Annotated in this window: 22 protein-coding genes; 12 read left to right on the forward strand and 10 right to left on the reverse strand. The window is 68.7% G+C overall.

Annotated elements, in window-relative coordinates; genetic code table 11:
* Window position 1: 1 nt before the first annotated feature.
* A complete protein-coding gene (locus A9W96_RS23625) occupies window positions 2-802 on the reverse strand; it encodes a ParA family protein (RefSeq protein ID WP_067143554.1) in 801 nt (266 codons plus the stop codon).
* A gap of 133 nt (window positions 803-935) precedes the next feature.
* On the opposite strand from A9W96_RS23625, the gene A9W96_RS23630 reads away from it, so the two are divergent.
* From A9W96_RS23630 to A9W96_RS23640, 3 genes are all read left to right on the forward strand, one after another.
* On the forward strand, window positions 936-1,526 hold the full coding sequence (locus tag A9W96_RS23630; RefSeq protein ID WP_066881602.1) for an acid phosphatase: 591 nt from the start codon (window positions 936-938) through the stop codon (window positions 1,524-1,526).
* A 110-nt stretch (window positions 1,527-1,636) separates the two neighbouring features.
* Window positions 1,637-2,710, forward strand: a complete 1,074-nt coding sequence (locus A9W96_RS23635; protein ID WP_067143557.1) for an isochorismate synthase MenF — start codon at window positions 1,637-1,639, stop codon at window positions 2,708-2,710.
* Window positions 2,707-3,189 (forward strand): GNAT family N-acetyltransferase, encoded by a 483-nt coding sequence (locus A9W96_RS23640; RefSeq protein WP_066867926.1) that lies wholly within the window; start codon window positions 2,707-2,709, stop codon window positions 3,187-3,189. The genes A9W96_RS23635 and A9W96_RS23640 overlap by 4 nt, the downstream gene beginning before the upstream one ends.
* Here A9W96_RS23640 and A9W96_RS23645 read toward each other — a convergent pair.
* Entirely contained in the window at window positions 3,141-3,572 is a 432-nt protein-coding gene (locus tag A9W96_RS23645; protein ID WP_066867923.1) for a hypothetical protein, read from the reverse strand. The genes A9W96_RS23640 and A9W96_RS23645 overlap by 49 nt on opposite strands.
* Before the next feature lie 75 nt (window positions 3,573-3,647).
* On the opposite strand from A9W96_RS23645, the gene A9W96_RS23650 reads away from it, so the two are divergent.
* Complete coding sequence (locus A9W96_RS23650; RefSeq protein WP_066867921.1) at window positions 3,648-4,613, forward strand: diacylglycerol kinase family protein; 966 nt, start codon at window positions 3,648-3,650, stop codon at window positions 4,611-4,613.
* Between the two features lie 283 nt (window positions 4,614-4,896).
* Window positions 4,897-5,151 (forward strand): transcriptional regulator WhiB1, encoded by a 255-nt coding sequence (gene whiB1 / locus A9W96_RS23655; protein ID WP_003874607.1) that lies wholly within the window; start codon window positions 4,897-4,899, stop codon window positions 5,149-5,151.
* Between the two features lie 92 nt (window positions 5,152-5,243).
* Here whiB1 and A9W96_RS23660 read toward each other — a convergent pair whose 3' ends face one another.
* Both A9W96_RS23660 and A9W96_RS23665 read right to left on the reverse strand, forming a co-directional pair.
* Window positions 5,244-6,743, reverse strand: a complete 1,500-nt coding sequence (locus A9W96_RS23660; protein ID WP_066867918.1) for a sensor histidine kinase — start codon at window positions 6,741-6,743, stop codon at window positions 5,244-5,246.
* Window positions 6,744-6,793: 50 nt separating this feature from the next.
* Window positions 6,794-7,009 (reverse strand): biotin/lipoyl-binding carrier protein, encoded by a 216-nt coding sequence (locus A9W96_RS23665; protein ID WP_066867974.1) that lies wholly within the window; start codon window positions 7,007-7,009, stop codon window positions 6,794-6,796.
* A gap of 238 nt (window positions 7,010-7,247) precedes the next feature.
* On the opposite strand from A9W96_RS23665, the gene A9W96_RS33455 reads away from it, so the two are divergent.
* Window positions 7,248-7,322: a 50S ribosomal protein bL37 gene (locus A9W96_RS33455; protein WP_011728008.1), complete on the forward strand. Its 75-nt coding sequence runs from the start codon at window positions 7,248-7,250 to the stop codon at window positions 7,320-7,322.
* A 7-nt stretch (window positions 7,323-7,329) separates the two neighbouring features.
* Here A9W96_RS33455 and rsrA read toward each other — a convergent pair whose 3' ends face one another.
* On the reverse strand, window positions 7,330-7,644 hold the full coding sequence (rsrA, locus tag A9W96_RS23670) for a mycothiol system anti-sigma-R factor (protein ID WP_066867915.1): 315 nt from the start codon (window positions 7,642-7,644) through the stop codon (window positions 7,330-7,332).
* The gene (locus tag A9W96_RS23675; protein ID WP_067024138.1) at window positions 7,641-8,303 is read right to left on the reverse strand and encodes a sigma-70 family RNA polymerase sigma factor; all 663 of its coding nucleotides are present in this window, start codon (window positions 8,301-8,303) and stop codon (window positions 7,641-7,643) included. The genes rsrA and A9W96_RS23675 overlap by 4 nt, the downstream gene beginning before the upstream one ends.
* 311 nt (window positions 8,304-8,614) lie before the next feature.
* Here A9W96_RS23675 and A9W96_RS23680 point away from each other — a divergent pair, with 311 nt between their 5' ends.
* Together A9W96_RS23680 and A9W96_RS23685 are read left to right on the forward strand one after the other, a co-directional pair.
* A complete protein-coding gene (locus A9W96_RS23680) occupies window positions 8,615-9,463 on the forward strand; it encodes an NAD(P)-dependent oxidoreductase (RefSeq protein WP_066867909.1) in 849 nt (282 codons plus the stop codon).
* 17 nt (window positions 9,464-9,480) lie between these two features.
* A complete protein-coding gene (locus tag A9W96_RS23685; protein ID WP_067143524.1) occupies window positions 9,481-9,966 on the forward strand; it encodes an aminoacyl-tRNA deacylase in 486 nt (161 codons plus the stop codon).
* Here A9W96_RS23685 and A9W96_RS23690 read toward each other — a convergent pair.
* Genes A9W96_RS23690 through A9W96_RS23705 form a run of 4 tightly spaced genes read right to left on the reverse strand, consistent with a single transcriptional unit; the run spans window position 9,953 to window position 14,139 of the window.
* Entirely contained in the window at window positions 9,953-10,963 is a 1,011-nt protein-coding gene (locus A9W96_RS23690; RefSeq protein ID WP_066877294.1) for a zinc-binding dehydrogenase, read from the reverse strand. The two genes, A9W96_RS23685 and A9W96_RS23690, sit on opposite strands and share 14 nt — an antisense overlap.
* Window positions 10,960-12,144 carry a sulfotransferase gene (locus tag A9W96_RS23695; protein WP_067143525.1) on the reverse strand — a complete coding sequence of 395 codons (1,185 nt, stop codon included), beginning with the start codon at window positions 12,142-12,144 and terminating at the stop codon, window positions 10,960-10,962. The genes A9W96_RS23690 and A9W96_RS23695 overlap by 4 nt, the downstream gene beginning before the upstream one ends.
* A 4-nt stretch (window positions 12,145-12,148) precedes the next feature.
* Complete coding sequence (locus tag A9W96_RS23700) at window positions 12,149-12,898, reverse strand: SDR family NAD(P)-dependent oxidoreductase (protein WP_066867897.1); 750 nt, start codon at window positions 12,896-12,898, stop codon at window positions 12,149-12,151.
* Complete coding sequence (locus tag A9W96_RS23705) at window positions 12,895-14,139, reverse strand: alkyl sulfatase dimerization domain-containing protein (RefSeq protein WP_067143527.1); 1,245 nt, start codon at window positions 14,137-14,139, stop codon at window positions 12,895-12,897. The genes A9W96_RS23700 and A9W96_RS23705 overlap by 4 nt, the downstream gene beginning before the upstream one ends.
* Window positions 14,140-14,203: 64 nt before the next feature.
* On the opposite strand from A9W96_RS23705, the gene A9W96_RS23710 reads away from it, so the two are divergent.
* From A9W96_RS23710 to A9W96_RS23725, 4 genes are all read left to right on the forward strand, one after another.
* Complete coding sequence (locus tag A9W96_RS23710; RefSeq protein WP_067143531.1) at window positions 14,204-14,974, forward strand: SDR family NAD(P)-dependent oxidoreductase; 771 nt, start codon at window positions 14,204-14,206, stop codon at window positions 14,972-14,974.
* 8 nt (window positions 14,975-14,982) lie between these two features.
* Window positions 14,983-15,603: a TetR/AcrR family transcriptional regulator gene (locus A9W96_RS23715; protein ID WP_066867971.1), complete on the forward strand. Its 621-nt coding sequence runs from the start codon at window positions 14,983-14,985 to the stop codon at window positions 15,601-15,603.
* A 50-nt stretch (window positions 15,604-15,653) separates the two neighbouring features.
* Window positions 15,654-15,890, forward strand: a complete 237-nt coding sequence (locus A9W96_RS23720; protein WP_067143534.1) for a hypothetical protein — start codon at window positions 15,654-15,656, stop codon at window positions 15,888-15,890.
* Window positions 15,891-16,018: 128 nt separating this feature from the next.
* Window positions 16,019-16,677: DUF222 domain-containing protein (locus tag A9W96_RS23725; protein ID WP_156765384.1), on the forward strand; the 659-nt coding region annotated here is incomplete at its 3' end.

The following is a 16,677-nucleotide window of genomic DNA, read 5'->3' on the forward strand; positions in this document are numbered from 1 at the left end:
CTTACACCTCGACGGCGAACGTCGGCAGCGGCTTGCCGCTCTTCCAGTGCTTGAGCAACGCTTGCGCCAGCTCGCCGTAGGCCACCGCGCCCTTATTCTTGCGGCCGGCCATCACCGACGAGCCCGAGGCGCTGGCCTCGGCGAACCGCACGGTCCGCGGGATCGGCGGGGCCAGCACCGGCAGGCTGTAGCGATCGGCGACGTCGAGCAGCACGTCGCGGGTGTGGGTGGTGCGCGAGTCGTACAGCGTCGGCAGGGCGCCGAGCAGGCGCAGCTCCGGGTTGGTGATCTGCTGGACGTCGGCGACGGTGCGCAGGAACTGGCCGACCCCGCGATGCGCGAGGGTCTCGCATTGCAGCGGCACGATGACCTCGTCGGCGGCGGTCAGCCCGTTGAGGGTGAGCACGCCCAGCGACGGCGGGCAGTCGATGATCACCACGTCGAAGTCGTCGCCGAGTTTGGCCAGCGCGCGCTTGAGCGCGTATTCGCGGCCGGCCCGCATCAGCAGCATCGCTTCGGCGCCGGCCAGGTCGATGTTGGCCGGCATCAGCGTCATTCCCTCGGCCGTCTCGACCAGGGCGGCGTTGGGCTCGACGTCGCCGAGCAGCACCTCGTGCACGGACACCGGCAGCTTGTCGGGGTCTTGCCCCAGCGAGAAGGTCAGGCAGCCCTGCGGATCGAGGTCGACCAGCAGCACCCGCTTGTTCTCGTCCACCAACGCCGCCCCTAGCGACGCGACCGTGGTCGTCTTGGCGACACCGCCCTTTTGGTTGGCCACCGCCAATACCCGTGTCTTACTCACCGGCGCCGCCACCTCATCGCTGTCTCCCCACCTGCCTCGTCGCGTGCGGTTTACAGTGCCATCCTGGCATGTTCGCCCGCCGTGCGCTCCGGCCTGAGCAACCACCGCGAGTCGTCCGGCAGAATCGGTCGATATGGGCTTGCACAATCACCGTCTGGTGCTGCTGCGCCACGGCGAGACCGAGTGGTCGAAATCCGGCCAGCACACCGGCCGCACCGAGGTCGAGCTGACCGAGGCCGGCCGTACGCAGGCCGAGTTGGCCGGCGGGGTGCTCGCCGAGCTCAAACTCGTTGACCCGCTGGTGATCAGCAGCCCGAGGCAGCGGTCGCTGACCACCGCGCAGCTGGCCGGGCTGACCGTCGACGAGGTGACCGAGCTGCTGGCCGAGTGGGACTACGGCTCGTACGAGGGCCTGACCACGGAGCAGATCCAGGAGACGGTGCCCGATTGGCTGGTGTGGACGCACGGCTGTCCGGCCGGTGAGACGGTCGCGCAGGTCAGTGAGCGCGCCGACGCCGCCGTCGCGACCGCGCTGGAGAACATGCAAGCGCGCGACGTGGTCTTCGTCAGCCACGGTCACTTCTCCCGCGCGGTCATCACCCGCTGGGTCGAACTGCCGCTCGTGGAGGGTAGCCGGTTCGGCATGATCACCGCGTCGGTCGCGGTCTGCGGTTTCGAACACGGGGTGCGCCAGCTGCGGGCGCTCGGATTGACCGGTCAGTGAATCGCGAAGACGACGATGCGCGCCGCGCGGCGGCGCGAGACGGGGGTCCCCCCAGCCGCGAAGCGGCTAAGGGGCGAGTCGAGCAGCGCAATCACGAGCCGCCGTTCGCGCTGTGCGGGCCGACGCGGACCCTCATTGCCGACGGGGTGCGGCACCGCTACCGCGACGTGGGCGCCGCGCAGGCCGCGCTGCGATCGGGTGAGGCGCCGATTGTGTTGGGGGCGTTACCTTTTGACGTCACGCGCCCCGCCGCGCTGCTGGCACCCGAGGCGGTGACCGCCACCGATGGGCCGCCGGACTGGCCGGCCGGCGCGCTGCCGCCGGTGCGGGTGGCGCAAGCCATTCCGGCGCCGCCCGACTACCGGGACCGGATCCGCCGGGCGTGCGAGCAGCTCGCCGCGGACGACAACCCGCTGCACAAGGTGGTGCTGGCGCGGGCCCTGCGGCTGGTCGCCGACGCCCCGTTGGACGCCCGGGTGATTCTGCGCCGGCTCATCGCCGCGGACCCGGCGGCCTACGGCTACCTGGTCGATTTGAGCGCCGCCGGCGAGGAGTATGCCGGTGCGGCGCTGGTGGGTGCCAGCCCCGAACTCCTGGTGGCGCGCCGCGGCGACCATGTCGAGTGCCGGCCGTTCGCCGGCTCGGCCCCGCGCGCCGCTGACCCGGACACCGACGCCGCCAACGGCGCCGCGCTGGCCGCCTCGGCGAAGAACCGGCACGAGCACCAGCTGGTCATCGAGACCATCAGGACCGCCCTGGAACCGCTGTGCGACGAGCTGTCGATCGCGGCCGAACCACAGCTGAGCAGCACCGCCGCGGTCTGGCACCTGTGCACGCCGATCGCCGGCCGACTGCGTGAAACATCAACGACCGCAATCGATCTGGCGCTGGCTCTGCATCCCACCCCGGCGGTCGGCGGGGTGCCGACCAAGCCCGCGATGCGGCTGATCGCCGAACTGGAGGGCGACCGCGGGTTCTACGCCGGGGCGGTGGGCTGGTGTGATGCCCGCGGCGACGGCCGCTGGGTGGTGTCGCTGCGCTGCGCGCAGCTGTCGGCCGACCGGCGCGTCGCGCTGGCCCGGGCCGGTGGCGGTATCGTCGCCGAGTCCGACCCCGACGACGAAGTCGCCGAGACGACAACGAAATTCGGCACGATCCTCAACGCCCTGGGAGTCGAGCGATGAGCCCAAACATCCGGCGGGCGTCGCAGCGGGACGCGGCCGCCATCACCGAGATGATCTACGCGCTGGCCGAATTCGAGCACGCCGTCGATCAGTGCACGGTGACCGAATCACAAATCGCGGCAGCCCTTTTCGGTGACCCACCGACGGTGTACGGGCATGTGGCCGAGGTGGACGGCGAGATCGGGGCGATGGCGCTGTGGTTCGTCAACTTCTCCACGTGGGACGGGGTGGCGGGCATCTACCTGGAAGACCTGTTCGTGCGGCCGCAGTTCCGCAGGCGCGGGCTGGCCCGCGCGCTGCTGGCCGCGCTGGCCGCCGAATGCGTGCAGCGGGGCTACACGCGGCTGTCCTGGGCGGTGCTGAACTGGAACGCCGACGCCATCACGCTCTACGACGGGATCGGCGGGCAGCCGCAGAACGAATGGACGACCTACCGGCTGTCCGGGGCGTCGTTGGCGCGACTGGCGGAATCGCCCTGAGCGCCGGCGGCCCAGCGCACGGCGGCGGGGCTGAACAGCAATCCCAGCACGACCAGCGCCACGCCGCCCGCCGGAATCCCGAACCCCGGTTGGTGTGACCCGACGGCCAGGTACCAGGCCACCGGCAACAGCAGCAGCTGGGTGATCACGGCCAGCCCGCGGCCCCAGCGCCTGCCGCGGATCAGCGCGCGGCCCGCGGCGATCACGGCGGCACCGACCAGGACGAACCAGCCCGCCGTCGCCAGGCCGTTGACCACCTGCTGATCGGCTCCGGCGATCCCGCGAACCACCAACACCACCGCCACGATCAGCGCCGCAACCCCCTGCAGCATAACGATCAGGCCCGCGCGGCGAACGGCGGTCGGGGTGGCTGGCGGCGTCACAGCGTCAGCGTAGTCAGGGCGGCCGCCCGTTCCCCCACAGCGTGGCCTTAGGCGGCCCGCCTAAGCTCGTGCTTCATGCGGGCCGTGCTGATCGTCAATCCCACAGCAACTTCCACCACTCCGGCCGCGCGCGATCTGCTGGCCCACGCGCTGAAAAGCCGCCTGCAGCTCAGCGTCGAGCACACCAACCATCGGGGTCACGGCACCGAACTCGCGCAGAAGGCCGTGGCCGACGGTGCCGACCTGGTGGTCGTGCACGGCGGCGACGGCACCGTGAGCGGGGTGGTCAACGGCCTGCTGGGCCCGCCCGGGCCGCTGCCCGGCGGACCGGTGCCCGCGGTCGCCGTGGTTCCCGGCGGGTCGGCCAATGTGCTGGCGCGGTCCCTGGGCATCTCCACGGATCCGGTCGCGGCCACCAACCAGCTGATCCAGCTGCTCGACGACTACCAGCGGCGCGCCATCTGGCGGCGGATCGGCCTGATCGACTGCGGCGAGCGCTGGGCGGTGTTCAACACCGGCATGGGCGTCGACGCCGAGGTGGTGGCCGCGGTCGAGGCCGAGCGGAACAAGGGCGGCAAAGTTTCGGCATGGCGCTACATCCGCGCCGCGGTGCCCGCCGTCTGGGCCTACACCCGCCGCGACCCGATGCTGACGCTCGAACTTCCCGGCCGCGAACCCATCACCGGGGTGAGCTTCGCCTTCGTGTCTAACTCGAGCCCGTGGACGTTCGCCAACGAACGGCCGGTGTGGACCAACCCCGGCTGCAGCTTCGAGTCGGGCCTGGGGGTGTTCGCCCCTACCACCATGAAGCCGATCCCGACCCTGCGAATCGTGCGGCAGATGTTCGCCAAACGGCCCGCATTCAACTTCAAGCACCTCATCACCGAGGACGACCTGCCGAGCGTGCGAGTTACCTCGACCGGGGGCGCGGTCGCGTGCCAGTTCGACGGCGATTACCTCGGCGTGCGCGAAACCATGACGTTCAAAGCCGTCCCGGACGCGCTGGCGGTGGTCGCCCCTCCGCAACAGAAACGGCACTGAGCTGCGGTAATGCGATGCAGCGACCCGGGTGTGGGGAAAATTACCGGTCAAGTGGCCCATGGAGTGTAGTACAACGGAGTAAGGGCTTGGCTACGAGTTGATCAAAGTGAGATAGCCCACGAGCGAACTCACACTATTGACATCTGTTGAGCCTGTGAAACGATCAAAAGGTTGCATGCAGAAATTTACGCAGGAGTCCGGACTCCTTTTCTTCTGCACGCGTTAAACAGCCGAAGAAAATGGCCGTGCGCCTTGCTGCGCACTCAGTGAGGAGTAAAGACGTATGGATTGGCGCCACAAGGCGGTCTGTCGTGACGAAGACCCGGAGCTGTTCTTCCCGGTAGGGAACAGCGGCCCGGCGCTCGCGCAGATCGCTGACGCGAAACTGGTCTGTAATCGGTGCCCGGTGACCACAGAGTGCCTCGGTTGGGCCCTGAACACGGGCCAGGACTCGGGCGTCTGGGGCGGCATGAGCGAAGACGAGCGGCGCGCACTGAAGCGTCGCAACGCCCGGACCAAGGCCCGCAGCGGGGTTTAACCCAGATAACGCAAACAGTGCGGCCTCGACGAAAGTCGGGGCCGCACCTTTGCGTGCGGGTGCGCCGCGCGCCTACAACAGCAAACGCGCGCCTACAACAGCAAACGGGTGCGCCGGCCGATCGGCACCCTCAGCACCACATCGGTGCCACGGGCGGGCGCCTGACGCATGCCCAGGGTGCCGTCCAGCTCGGCCGACACCAGGGTCCGCACGATCTGCAGCCCCAGGCTGTCGGAGGTCTCCAGGCTGAATCCCTCCGGCAGCCCGCGACCGTCGTCGTGCACCACCACGTCGAGCCAGCGCGCCGAACGCTCGGCGCGGATCGTCACCGAGCCCTCCTCGACCGCCGGGTCGAAGGCGTGTTCTATCGCGTTCTGCACGAGTTCGGTGATCACCATGATCAGCGCGGTGGCCCGGTCGGAGTCCAGCACGCCCAGGTCGCCGACCCGGTTGATGCGGATCGGCCGGTCCACGGACGCAACGTCATTCATGATCGGCAGGATCCGGTCGATCACCTCGTCGAGGTTGACCTGCTCGTCCACCGACATCGACAGCGCGTCGTGCACCAAGGCGATGGACGACACCCGGCGCACCGACTCGATCAGGGCCTCGCGCCCCTCGGCGTTGACCGTCCGGCGGGCCTGCAGACGCAACAGCGCCGCCACGGTCTGCAGGTTGTTCTTCACCCGGTGGTGGATTTCCCGGATGGTGGCGTCCTTGGAGATCAGGGCCCGGTCGCGGCGCTTGACCTCGGTGACGTCCCGGATCAGCACCGCCGCGCCGGCGCTGGCCCCGTCGACCATCAACGGCAGCGTGCGCAGCAGCACGGTGGCTCCCCCGGCGTCGACCTCCATGCGCATGCTGCGCCCGCCGGCGACCAGATCGCGCACGTGCTCGGCCACCTCCTGCGCCTCGAACGGGTCGGAGATCAGCGGGCGGGTGACCTCGATGAGGTTGTGCCCTTCCAGCTCGGTGGTCAGGCCCATCCGGTGATACGCCGACAGCGCGTTGGGGCTGGCGTAGGCGACGACGCCGTGCACGTCGAGGCGGATGAAGCCGTCGCCGGCCCGCGGGGTCGAGCGCGACATCACCACGTCCCCGACGTCGGGGAAGGTCCCCTCGGCGAGCATGTGGACCAGATCGGTCGCGCACTCGCGGTAGGCGATCTCCAGCTGACCCGACGCACGGTCGGCGGCCAGCGCGGTTTGATGGTGGGTCAGCACCGCCACCACCTTGCCGCCGTAGCGCACCGGCGACGCCTCGACATGGGTGCCCGGCAGCCACGAATCTTCCTGTCCCGCAGCGTCATTCCGCTTCGCGGTGCCCGACGCGAACGTCTCGGCCACCAGCGCCAGCCGGTCGGAGGCCACGGCGGTGCCCACCGCATCCGTCAGTAGCGCCGTGGGTGCGGTGTTCGGCCGGCACTGCGCCACACACACCAGCACGCCATCGTCGCGCCGCACCCACATCAGGTAGTCGGCGAAGGACAAATCGGCCAGCAGCTGCCACTCCCCGACCACGGCGTGCAGATGGTCCACCGCGTTGCCCGGCAGCATCGTGTGTTCGGCGAGCAGATCACCGAGAGTTGACATTGCTTACTCCCCGGGTCGTTCCCCGGCGGCTGATCGAAGGGGCCGGACGGCTAGCTGATGACCGCGATGAGGTCGCCCGCCTGAATGACGTCGCCCACCGACACGCTGACCTTGCTGACGGTGCCGCCGACCTCGGCCAGGACGGGGATCTCCATCTTCATCGACTCCAGCAGCACCACGACGTCGCCTTTGCCGATCTGGTCACCCTCGTTGACAACGACTTCGAGCACGCTGGCCACGATCTCGGCGCGCACATCCTCCGCCATCTTCACCCCACTCGTCTCGGCCTTCGCGCAGGCTGGCTGCTGGTTCATCACGGTTCTCTCGGGCCCATCAGGCTCGGATACATCGAACCACAGGACCCGTCGGGACCGCGGCACACGGCCCCCCGACAGGCCCCGACGAGGGCGAAGACACTGCACAGGACGTTCCATGAGAGAATGGTGGACAAGCCAACGGGCGCCGGGCGCCTGGTTTGACAAGCAATCACGGAGGTTTTCCATCATGGCCAAACGTGGCCGGAAGAAGCGCGACCGCAAGCACAGCAAGGCCAACCACGGCAAGCGGCCCAACGCCTAAAGGGACGCTACTGCGAACCCCGGATGATCGTGGTGCGGCGGATCTCGAGCCGTAACCGCTCACGCAATCCCTCGGGGGCCTTCTCGCCCCTGCACTTGGTGGCGATCAACGCCTTGATCCGCTCTTCGAGCCCATAGTGCTTGAAGCAGCCGGGGCACGCCTCGAGGTGCTTGCGTAACTGCTCGCGGGTGTCCGGGCCGCATTCACCGTCGAGCAGCAGCCAGACCTGGCGGATCACCTCCGCGCAGCCGACGCTGCCATGGGACTCATCGTTGGGGCAGGCGTCGGGCGAAGCCCCGCCCTGGCCGGAGAACTCGCTCATGACGACACCTCCTCGTGCGTCTGCTGACCGCGGTTGAAGCCCCGCTCCTTGGCGACGTCGGCCAATAGGCCGCGCAGCTGCCGTCGGCCGCGGTGCAGCCGTGACATTACCGTTCCAATGGGCGTATCCATGATCTCGGCGATTTCCTTGTACGGGAAACCTTCGACGTCGGCGTAATAGACCGCCATCCGGAATTCCTCCGGCAATGCCGCCAGCGCCTCTTTGATCTCCGAGTCAGGCAGCGCCTCGAGGGCCTCGACCTCGGCCGAGCGCAGCCCAGTCGACGAGTGCTCGGCGTTGGAGGCCAGCTGCCAGTCGGTGATCTCCTCGGTCGGATACTCCGCGGGCTGGCGCTGCTTCTTGCGGTAGCTGTTGATATAGGTGTTGGTCAAGATCCGGTACAGCCACGCCTTGAGATTGGTGCCGGCCCGAAACGAGCGGAAGCCCGCATAGGCCTTCACCATGGTCTCTTGCAGCAGGTCCTCGGCGTCGGCGGGATTGCGCGTCATGCGCAACGCGCCGCCGTACAGCTGGTCGAGCAGGGGAATCGCGTCGCGTTCGAATCGCGCCGTTAATTCCGCGTCCGTCTCTTCGTGCGCTGCGGGCTCGGGAATCTCGGGCCCCGTCACGCCATCGCGGCCATCGTCAGAGTCGGCCATGTCGATAAACCCGGTCCCTTCTGCGGCGGTGTCACCGGAGGCCACCGAAGGCGCCACCGGACTCGCAAGGAAGCCAGCCAACAGCTCCTCGCCTAACAGGCTCGTCGCCGTTGACACCACGCTGCTCCTCCCAATCTAAAGGCTGACCCCGACACCGTCCGTCCGGGTCCGCTGCACCGCATGTGAGACCGATTGGATCAACAGCGTGCGCGACCCCGCTATTTCCGCAGCGCGATCGGCCCGGTGGCGGTGCCGGCCGACCCGATCGGACCCCGATCCGGCCGATTCGGGCGTGGCGTTAGTGTGACGCCATGTCCCTGAACGGCAAGACCATGTTCATCTCCGGCGCCAGCCGCGGTATCGGCCTGGCCATCGCCAAGCGTGCGGCACAGGACGGTGCCAACATCGCGCTGATCGCCAAGACCGCCGAGCCGCACCCGAAGCTGCCGGGAACGGTGTTCACCGCGGCCAAGGAGCTCGAGGAAGCCGGCGGACAGGCCCTGCCGATCGTCGGGGACGTCCGCGACCCGGAGTCGGTGGAGGCGGCCGTGGCCAAGACCGTCGAGCAGTTCGGCGGCATCGACATCTGCGTCAACAATGCGTCGGCGATCAACCTGGGATCCATCACCGAGGTGCCGATGAAGCGGTTCGACCTGATGAACGGCATCCAGGTGCGCGGCACCTACGCCGTTTCCCAGGCGTGTATCCCGCACCTGAAAGGCCGGGAGAACCCGCACATCCTGACGCTGTCGCCGCCGGTGCTGCTGGGCCAGGAGTGGCTGAAGCCGACGGCGTACATGATGGCCAAGTTCGGTATGACGCTGTGCGCGTTGGGCATCGCGCAGGAGATGCGCGAGGAGGGCATCGCCTCGAACACGCTGTGGCCGCGCACGCTGGTGGCCACCGCCGCGGTGCAGAACCTGCTGGGCGGCGACGAGGCGATGGGACGCGCCCGCAAGCCCGAGATCTACTCCGACGCGGCCTACGTCGTCCTCAACAAGCCGTCCAAGGAGTTCACCGGCAACATGCTGTTGTGCGAGGACGTGCTGGTGGATTCCGGCGTCACCGACCTTTCGGTCTACGACTGCATCCCTGGCTCGAAGCTGGGCGTCGACTTCTGGGTGGATGGCGTCAACCCGCCGGGATACACCGGCCCCTAGCAGCCCTGAGGCATTAGGTGGCCGCCACACCGGGCATCGCCGCTTTGGTGAAAGCCGGTGTGGCGCACCAGGTTCTGACCTTCGATCACGATCCGCGGGCGCAGTCGTTCGGCGCCGAGGCGGTCGAAGCGCTCACCGCGGCGGCCGGCATCGAACCGGGACAGATCTACAAGACCCTCGTCATCACGGTGCCGAACGGATTGGCGGTCGCGATCGTGCCCGCGACCGCGCGCCTGTCGCTGAAGGCGGCCGCCGCGGCGCTGGGGGTCGCCAAGGCGGCCATGGCCGAGACTGCGGTCGCCGAGCGGAGCACCGGTTACGTCGTCGGTGCGGTCTCGCCGTTCGGCCAGCGCCGGCGACTGCCGACGGTCGTGGACTCCAGCGCGCTGCGCTGGGAGCGGGTGTTCTGCAGTGCCGGCCGTCGGGGCTGGGAGGTCGCGGTGGCGCCGCAGGACCTGATCCGCCTCACCGGCGCGGTCACCGCCGACATCAGCCGAACGTGACGACGACCTTGTCCGCGGCCCCCGGGGTGTGCGCCAGTTCGAGCGCCTCGCCGACGTTGTCGAACGGGATGGTGTGGCTGACGATCAGCGCGTATTTCTCCCAGTTCGCGACGAGATCCTTGGTCACCTCGAAGATCTCGTCGGGGTAGCCCATGGAGCCGAGGATGGTGATCTCGTTGCTCATCACGTTGACGAACTCGACGGGTACCGGTTCCTTGTGCACGCCAACGATTCCCAGCGTCGCGCCCCGCTGGGCGGCGGCCAGCGCGGTGTTGACGACGGCGGGCACACCGGCGGCGTCGAGGTAGATGTCGGTCCCGGCCTTGCCTGGAAACATCGATTCGCCCTCGCCGTGCAGTTCGATCAGGCGCGCCACCACGTCCTCGTCGGCCGAGTTGATGACGGCGTCGGCGCCGATCCGCAGCGCCTTGTCCAGCCGCCCGGGGATCAGGTCCACAACGACGACGTGGTAGACGCCAAGGGATTTGAAGGCAAGCACGGCGCCCAGCCCGATGGGCCCGGCCCCGAACACGACGACCTTGTCCGTCGGTTTGGGCCGGCAGCGGTTGGCGCCGTGGCGCGCGACGGCCATGGGTTCGTTGAGCGCGGCCACCTCCCACGGGATGTGATCCGGGATCACCTCGAGACTCGTTCCGCGAACCGCGTTTTCGATCAACAGGTAGTCGGCGAGTGCCCCGCTGGCCCCGCCGTTGCCGATGATGCCGCTGGGCGCGGCCATCGGGTTGATGACGACGTGATCGCCGACGGTAAGCCCACTCACCTGCGCACCGACCTCGACGACCTCACCGGCCGGCTCGTGCCCGAGCGGGGTGTGCCCCTGGCGCGGCGGGATGCCGCCGATGGTGATGTAGAACGCGTCCGAACCGCAGATGCCGCAGGCGCGCATCCGCACCAGGACGTCGCGGGGCCCGACGGTGGGCCGTTCGGTGTCGAGGACCTCCGCTTTGCCCGGTCCGGTGACCACGGATGCTTTCACGGTGTGCCCTCCAGCTCGATGTCGAAGGTGTCGAGATACTCGGCGAAGACCGGCGCCAGCGCTTCGACGCTCAACCCGTACTCATCGAGGCGATAGGCGTTGAGCGCGAACCGATCCTGCGGGTGCGCGGCGAGCCAATTGCGCATGCGGGCTTCGGTTTCGGCGGTCAGGGGTTCATCGGCCCACTCGTAGATGCGCCGCATCACGTCCATCGGGTCGCGCATCATCTCGTGGTAGTACATGTGGAAGAACCGCTCGTCGCCGATGCGGTCGCGCGCCCGCAGCGGGCGGTCGACGTGGTAGCGCATCTGCCACATCGCGAGCCGGCCCATCTCGGTCTGGTCCAGCAGCTCGGTGTTCATCACCAGGCTCTGCGGCAACCGCCACAGGTTGCACAGCGACCCGGTCGCCTTGTACGGATCGCGGTGCGCCCAGATCAGCCGGGCGTCGGGAAACACCTTCAGCAGCGCCTCGATGTGCACCGAGTGCGACGGCATCTTCAGACTCCAGTTGCCCGGCGCGGTGGACTGCAGCACCTGCAGGTAGCGCTTCTGGTATTCGTAGGTGCTGCTCATGTCGGCCTCGTCGAACAGCCAGCGCGCGTAACGGCCCGTCGGCAGGAACGAGTCCCAGGACAGGCCCTTGAAATCCTGGTTGTGGATGAACATGTCCTCGGTCGGGCCGTCGGCGTCTTCCCAGTGCGGCAGCGGCATTTTCGCCTGTGTCACCAGTTCGAGGATCTTGCGCTGCTCCTCCAGCAGGGCCAGGCAGCGCGGATCGGTGCGCAGCGTGTCGACGCCGGCGGGTGGTATGGGATCCACGCACTGCCAGTGCAACAGCGATCGCCGGGCCGGGTCCTGGTCGAGCAGGTAGCTGATGACCGTGGTTCCGGTGCGGGGCATGCCGAGCACGATCAGGGGCCGCTCGACGGGCGCGTCCAGCACTTCGGGGTGCGCCTGGATGTAGCCGTGCACCTGCATGCGCCGCCCCAGCGCGTTGGTGGCGTCGTCGAGCACCCGTTCGCGCCCGAACGGGGTGAACACCGGCGAGGTGTTGACCTCGTCGAGGATGAGCTGCAGTCCCGCGCGCCATGAGTCCGAGTCGATTTCGGTGAGGCCGGTGCGCCCCGCCGCCAGCTTGAAGACGTCGTCGGCGGTCGCGAGGTTGTCGAAGTCGCTCATGGCTCTAGACCGTCAGGTATCCGCCGTCGACGGCGATGGTGCTGCCGGTGATGTAGGAGGCGGCATCGGTACACAAGAACAGCGCCGCACCCGCGCAGTCCTGGGGCGTGCCGGGCCTGCCCAGCGGGGTGTGGAAGCCGATCTCGACGTCCATCACCTCGGGAATCCCCATGGCGGGGTGGGTCATTCGGGTGTCGATGAGCCCGGGCGCGATGGCGTTGACCCGGATGCCGTCATTGGCCCATCGGCGCGACAGGTTCATCGTCAGGGCGATCAGGCCCATCTTCGACGAGGCGTAGCCCGGAACGAAGACCGCCGAGCGGAACGCGGACATCGAGACGACGCTGACGACGCTCGCGCCGCCGGGGGCCTGGCTGGACTTGAGGCGCTCATGACAGCGCATGGTCAGCCGCATCGGGCCCAACATGTTCTGCGTCACCGACGCGACGTACCCGTCCGGATCGTATTCGTCGCCCGCGGGATAGGGGCCGCCCGCGTTGTTGACCAGGATGTCCAGGTCGCCCAGCGAATCAGCGAGCGCGTCAACGGATTTCGGATCCTGGATCTGGCACTGACGGTAGGTGAATGCGCTCAGCTCCGTCTCGGAATACTCCGCGGCCGACCCGCGGGTCCCGGTCACGGTGACGGCGGCCCCGGCGTCGGCGAACGCGGCGGCGATCGCGTTGCCGATGCCACTGGTGCCACCGGTCACCAGCACGTGGGCGCCGGTGAAATCGAAGTTGACGGTGTTCATTCGGTCGTCCTCAATTCGTTGATCGACTTGGTGAGCCAGGCCTTTTCCCAGAAGTTGTCGGTGCCGGCCAGCAGCGCCTCGTGGGCGTCGGCGGCAGCCGCCCGCGCACCGGCATGCAGCGGCTGGGCGGCCAGGATCAGGTCGGTGAGGTGGATGGCCTGCACCGGCCGTCCGGCGGTCAGGTGAGCCCGCGCCGCGTCCACCAGCACGTCGGCGCCGGCGGCGCTGACCACGTCGGCGGCCACCGAATCCGGTGGCACGCCGTATAGTTCGGTGGTCGAGCGGTGCCGGAACCATCCGGTGTACATCTCCCAGATCGCCCGCACGTTCCAAGAGGTCTTGCCGTAGCCTTCGCCGATGTCGAGGTGCTCGGGGACCTTGACCTCGCGCATCGCGGTGTGAATGTCGGCGCCGGAGTTCATCAGCTCGGCGGTGCGGTCGTGCACGGCCTGCATCCCGTCCCGCATCGCGGTGACCTCCTCGGCGATGCGATCGGCGCCCTCGATGGGGTCGAAGTGGCCGGTGATCAGCCGCCGCGGCCCGTAGTCCAGCACGGTGTTCAGCGATTCGATGTAGAGGATCGGGTCGCGGTACCGGTCGCCGCGGATGGTCATCAGGTTCGGCACATGACCGAACAGCGGCCCGAACAGGTTGCCGGTGAACAGGATTCGATCCTCGGGCAGCCACACCACCAGCGCGTCGGTGGTCTCGCCGCCGGGCGTCCACGCCAGTTCGAACGTGCGCCCGCCGACCGTGAGGGTGTGACGCTGGTCGAAGGTGGTGGTCGGCTCGGGAAACGAGAAGTCGATGGTGGCGGGGTCGATGGTCTTGAAGTGCTCGAGCACCGCGTCGGAGAACTTTCCGAAGGCGAACGACGTCTTGGGCATGCGGTAACCCATCAGCAGCATGTTGTCGTCGCGCCAGTACCGGTAGTTGCGATGCATCACCACTTGGGTGTCCGCGTCGCGCAGCGTGTTCACCCCGCCCCAGTGGTCGGCGTGGCCCTGGGTGACGACGATCGCCCGGGTCGGGCCGGCCACGTCGGCAAAGGCGTTGCGGTGCAACGGTCCTTCGAAGACCAGCCCGCCGTTGACGATGACCCGTCCGTCGTCGGTAGCCACCGCATACGAATTGGAGACGCCCGGCGACATCCAGACGCCGTCGCCCAGGGCCTGCGCGGGGGTGTCCGTCGCCGCCGAAAGGTCGCTCGCCCCGGGGCGCTCGCGATGAATCCCTGCCATGACTGGCGATCCTCTACAGTTCTAGAGGTAAAGTCAATAACCTCGTCTCGGGAAGGAGGCGCTCATGGCATTGCGCGGGCTGGCCGACAAGGTGGCCGTCGTCGTCGGCGGTGCCACCGGCCTCGGTGCGGCCACGGCCGCCCGGCTGGGCGAGGAGGGCTGCCTGGTGGTGATCGGTGACGTCGCCGTCGACGCCGCGCAGCGCACGGCCGCGCGCATCGCCGCCGCCGGCGGGGCGGCGACCTCCGTGGCGTTCGACCTGGCCGACCCGGCGTCGGTCACCGCCCTGATCGACTGCGCCGCAACGACTTACGGCGGAGTGGATCTGCTGTTCAACGTGGGCGCCGACATGGGCACCATCCGCGCCGACACCGACGTCGTCGACATCGACTTCGCCGTGTGGGACCGGGTGATGGCGGTGAACCTGCGCGGATATGTGGCGGCCATGAAATGCGCGATCCCGGAAATGCTCAAACGCGGCGGCGGGGCGATCGTCAACATGTCCTCGGCGGCGGCGTTCCAGGGCGAGCCCGCACGCCCGGCCTATGCCACCGCCAAGGCCGGGATCGGCGCGCTCACCCGCCACGTCGCCTCGCGGTGGGGCAAGGACAACATCCGGTGCAACGCGGTCGCGCCCGGGTTCACCGCAACCGAGACCATCCGTGCGGTGCCGCAATGGCCGGACCTACAGGCCGCCGCACTCAAGCGCATCCGCGGCCCCCGCGTCGGCGAGCCGGGCGACGTCGCCGCGTTGGTCGCGTTCCTGCTGTCCGACGAGGGTGAATGGATCAACGGTCAGGTCGTCAACATCGACGGCGGCACGGTGCTGCGCTGAGGATGGAGATGGCCACCGACAGATCGCGCAGACGCAACGGCGACGCACGCCGTCGCGACCTGTGCGATGCCGCCATCCGGGTGCTGGCCGAGCACGGCTCGCGCGGGCTGACGCACGGTCAGGTGGACCGCGTCGCCGGCGTCCCCGAGGGCACCACGTCGTACTACTACCGCACCCGCGCCGCCCTGCTGCGCGGCGTCGGCAAGCGCGTCGCGGAGATCGATGTGGCCAACCTGCAGTCGGTGATCGACGAGCCGGTCGATCCGCTGTCGCCGTTCGCTCATTTGGCGCGGCTCACCATGATTCAGGCCAGCGGGGACGGGTTGATGCTCAACAGGGCGCGCCACGAACTGCTGCTCGGGGCCGCCCGCGATCCCGGTCTGGCCGAGACGTCGCAGGTGTTCGTCGCGCGGATCAACGCCATGGCCCACGACGCCATCGCGCACCTGCAGCCCGACACCCGCGACCCGGCGCTGCTCGACGCGCAGACCACCGCCGTCACCACGTTCATCGCCGGTGTCTTCACCCGGCTGGCCGCCGGCGACCGCAATGTCGGGGACGCCGAGCAACTCGGCCGGCTGCTGGAGGCCGTGGCCACCGCGGTGGCGCTCGCGGCCCAGCGAAGTTGAGTTCCGGCGAAAACCACTCCCCGGCCCGTCGATCCGCATACCGTTGCCCGATGGACATCAAGCGTTTAGCCGCCGCGACTCTGCTGGCGATGGCCGGGCTGCTGACGATCGGTGTGGGCGTCAGCGGCGCCGACACGATCCAGACGGAGGGGAACTACCCCACGCGGGAGGCGTGCCAGAACGCCGGGCCGGGCGTGAAGGCCACGACCCCGGGCAACTGGAACAACTTCTGGTGCATTCCGGACCGTAACGTCAACGGCAACTGGAAGTTGGTGCTCAGCAACTGATTCGGCGCCGTTTGTCGAGTCCATCGATTTCGGATACTGGAAACGCATATCGAAATCACTTGTGCCACTGTGGTTTCAGTAGTCTCTGGGCGCCGATTTTTGTCGGTGGTCCTCGCTAGTTTGGCGGTGTGAGTGATGAGCAGGATGTCGAGGCGGCGTTCGACGCGCTCGATGCCGCCTGGGATCGGGTCTGCGCGCTGAACCTCGATGCGCTGAAGCCCCGGCAACAGTTGGCGGTGTTGGCGCGCTGCGAAAAGCAGCGCCGGCGCATCCCAGCCGTCGAGCACCCCGTGATCAATTCCCTGGCCCGTCAAGCACCCTCCCCGGAACTCGGCGCCACGGTGGTCCACGCCATCGCCGAGGCGACGCTGATCAGCCGCGCTGAAGCCGCCCGCCGCCTCAACGAGGCACGCGATCTGGGCCCACGCCACGGCCTGACCGGCGAACCGCTGGGCCCGATGCTGCCCGCTACCGCCGCCGGACAACGCGACGGCGCCCTGGGTGCGGGTCAGGTGGCGGTGATCCGCAAGTTCTACCACCAGCTGCCCGGCTGGATCGACATGCCGACCCGCGAGCGGGCCGAAGCGCGATTGGCCGCCGAGGGCAGCCGGTTTCGCCCCGAACAACTCGCCGGGCTGGCCCGCACCCTGGCCGACTGCCTCAACCCCGACGGCACCTACACCGACGACGACCGGGCCCGCCAACGCGGCCTGACCCTGGGCAATCAGCAGGCCGACGGCATGTCGGCGCTGCGCGGCTGGCTCACCCCCGAAGCCCGCGCCACCCT

It is taken from the genome of Mycobacterium sp. 1245852.3, from assembly GCF_001669335.1.
Lineage (GTDB): Bacteria > Actinomycetota > Actinomycetes > Mycobacteriales > Mycobacteriaceae > Mycobacterium > Mycobacterium europaeum_A.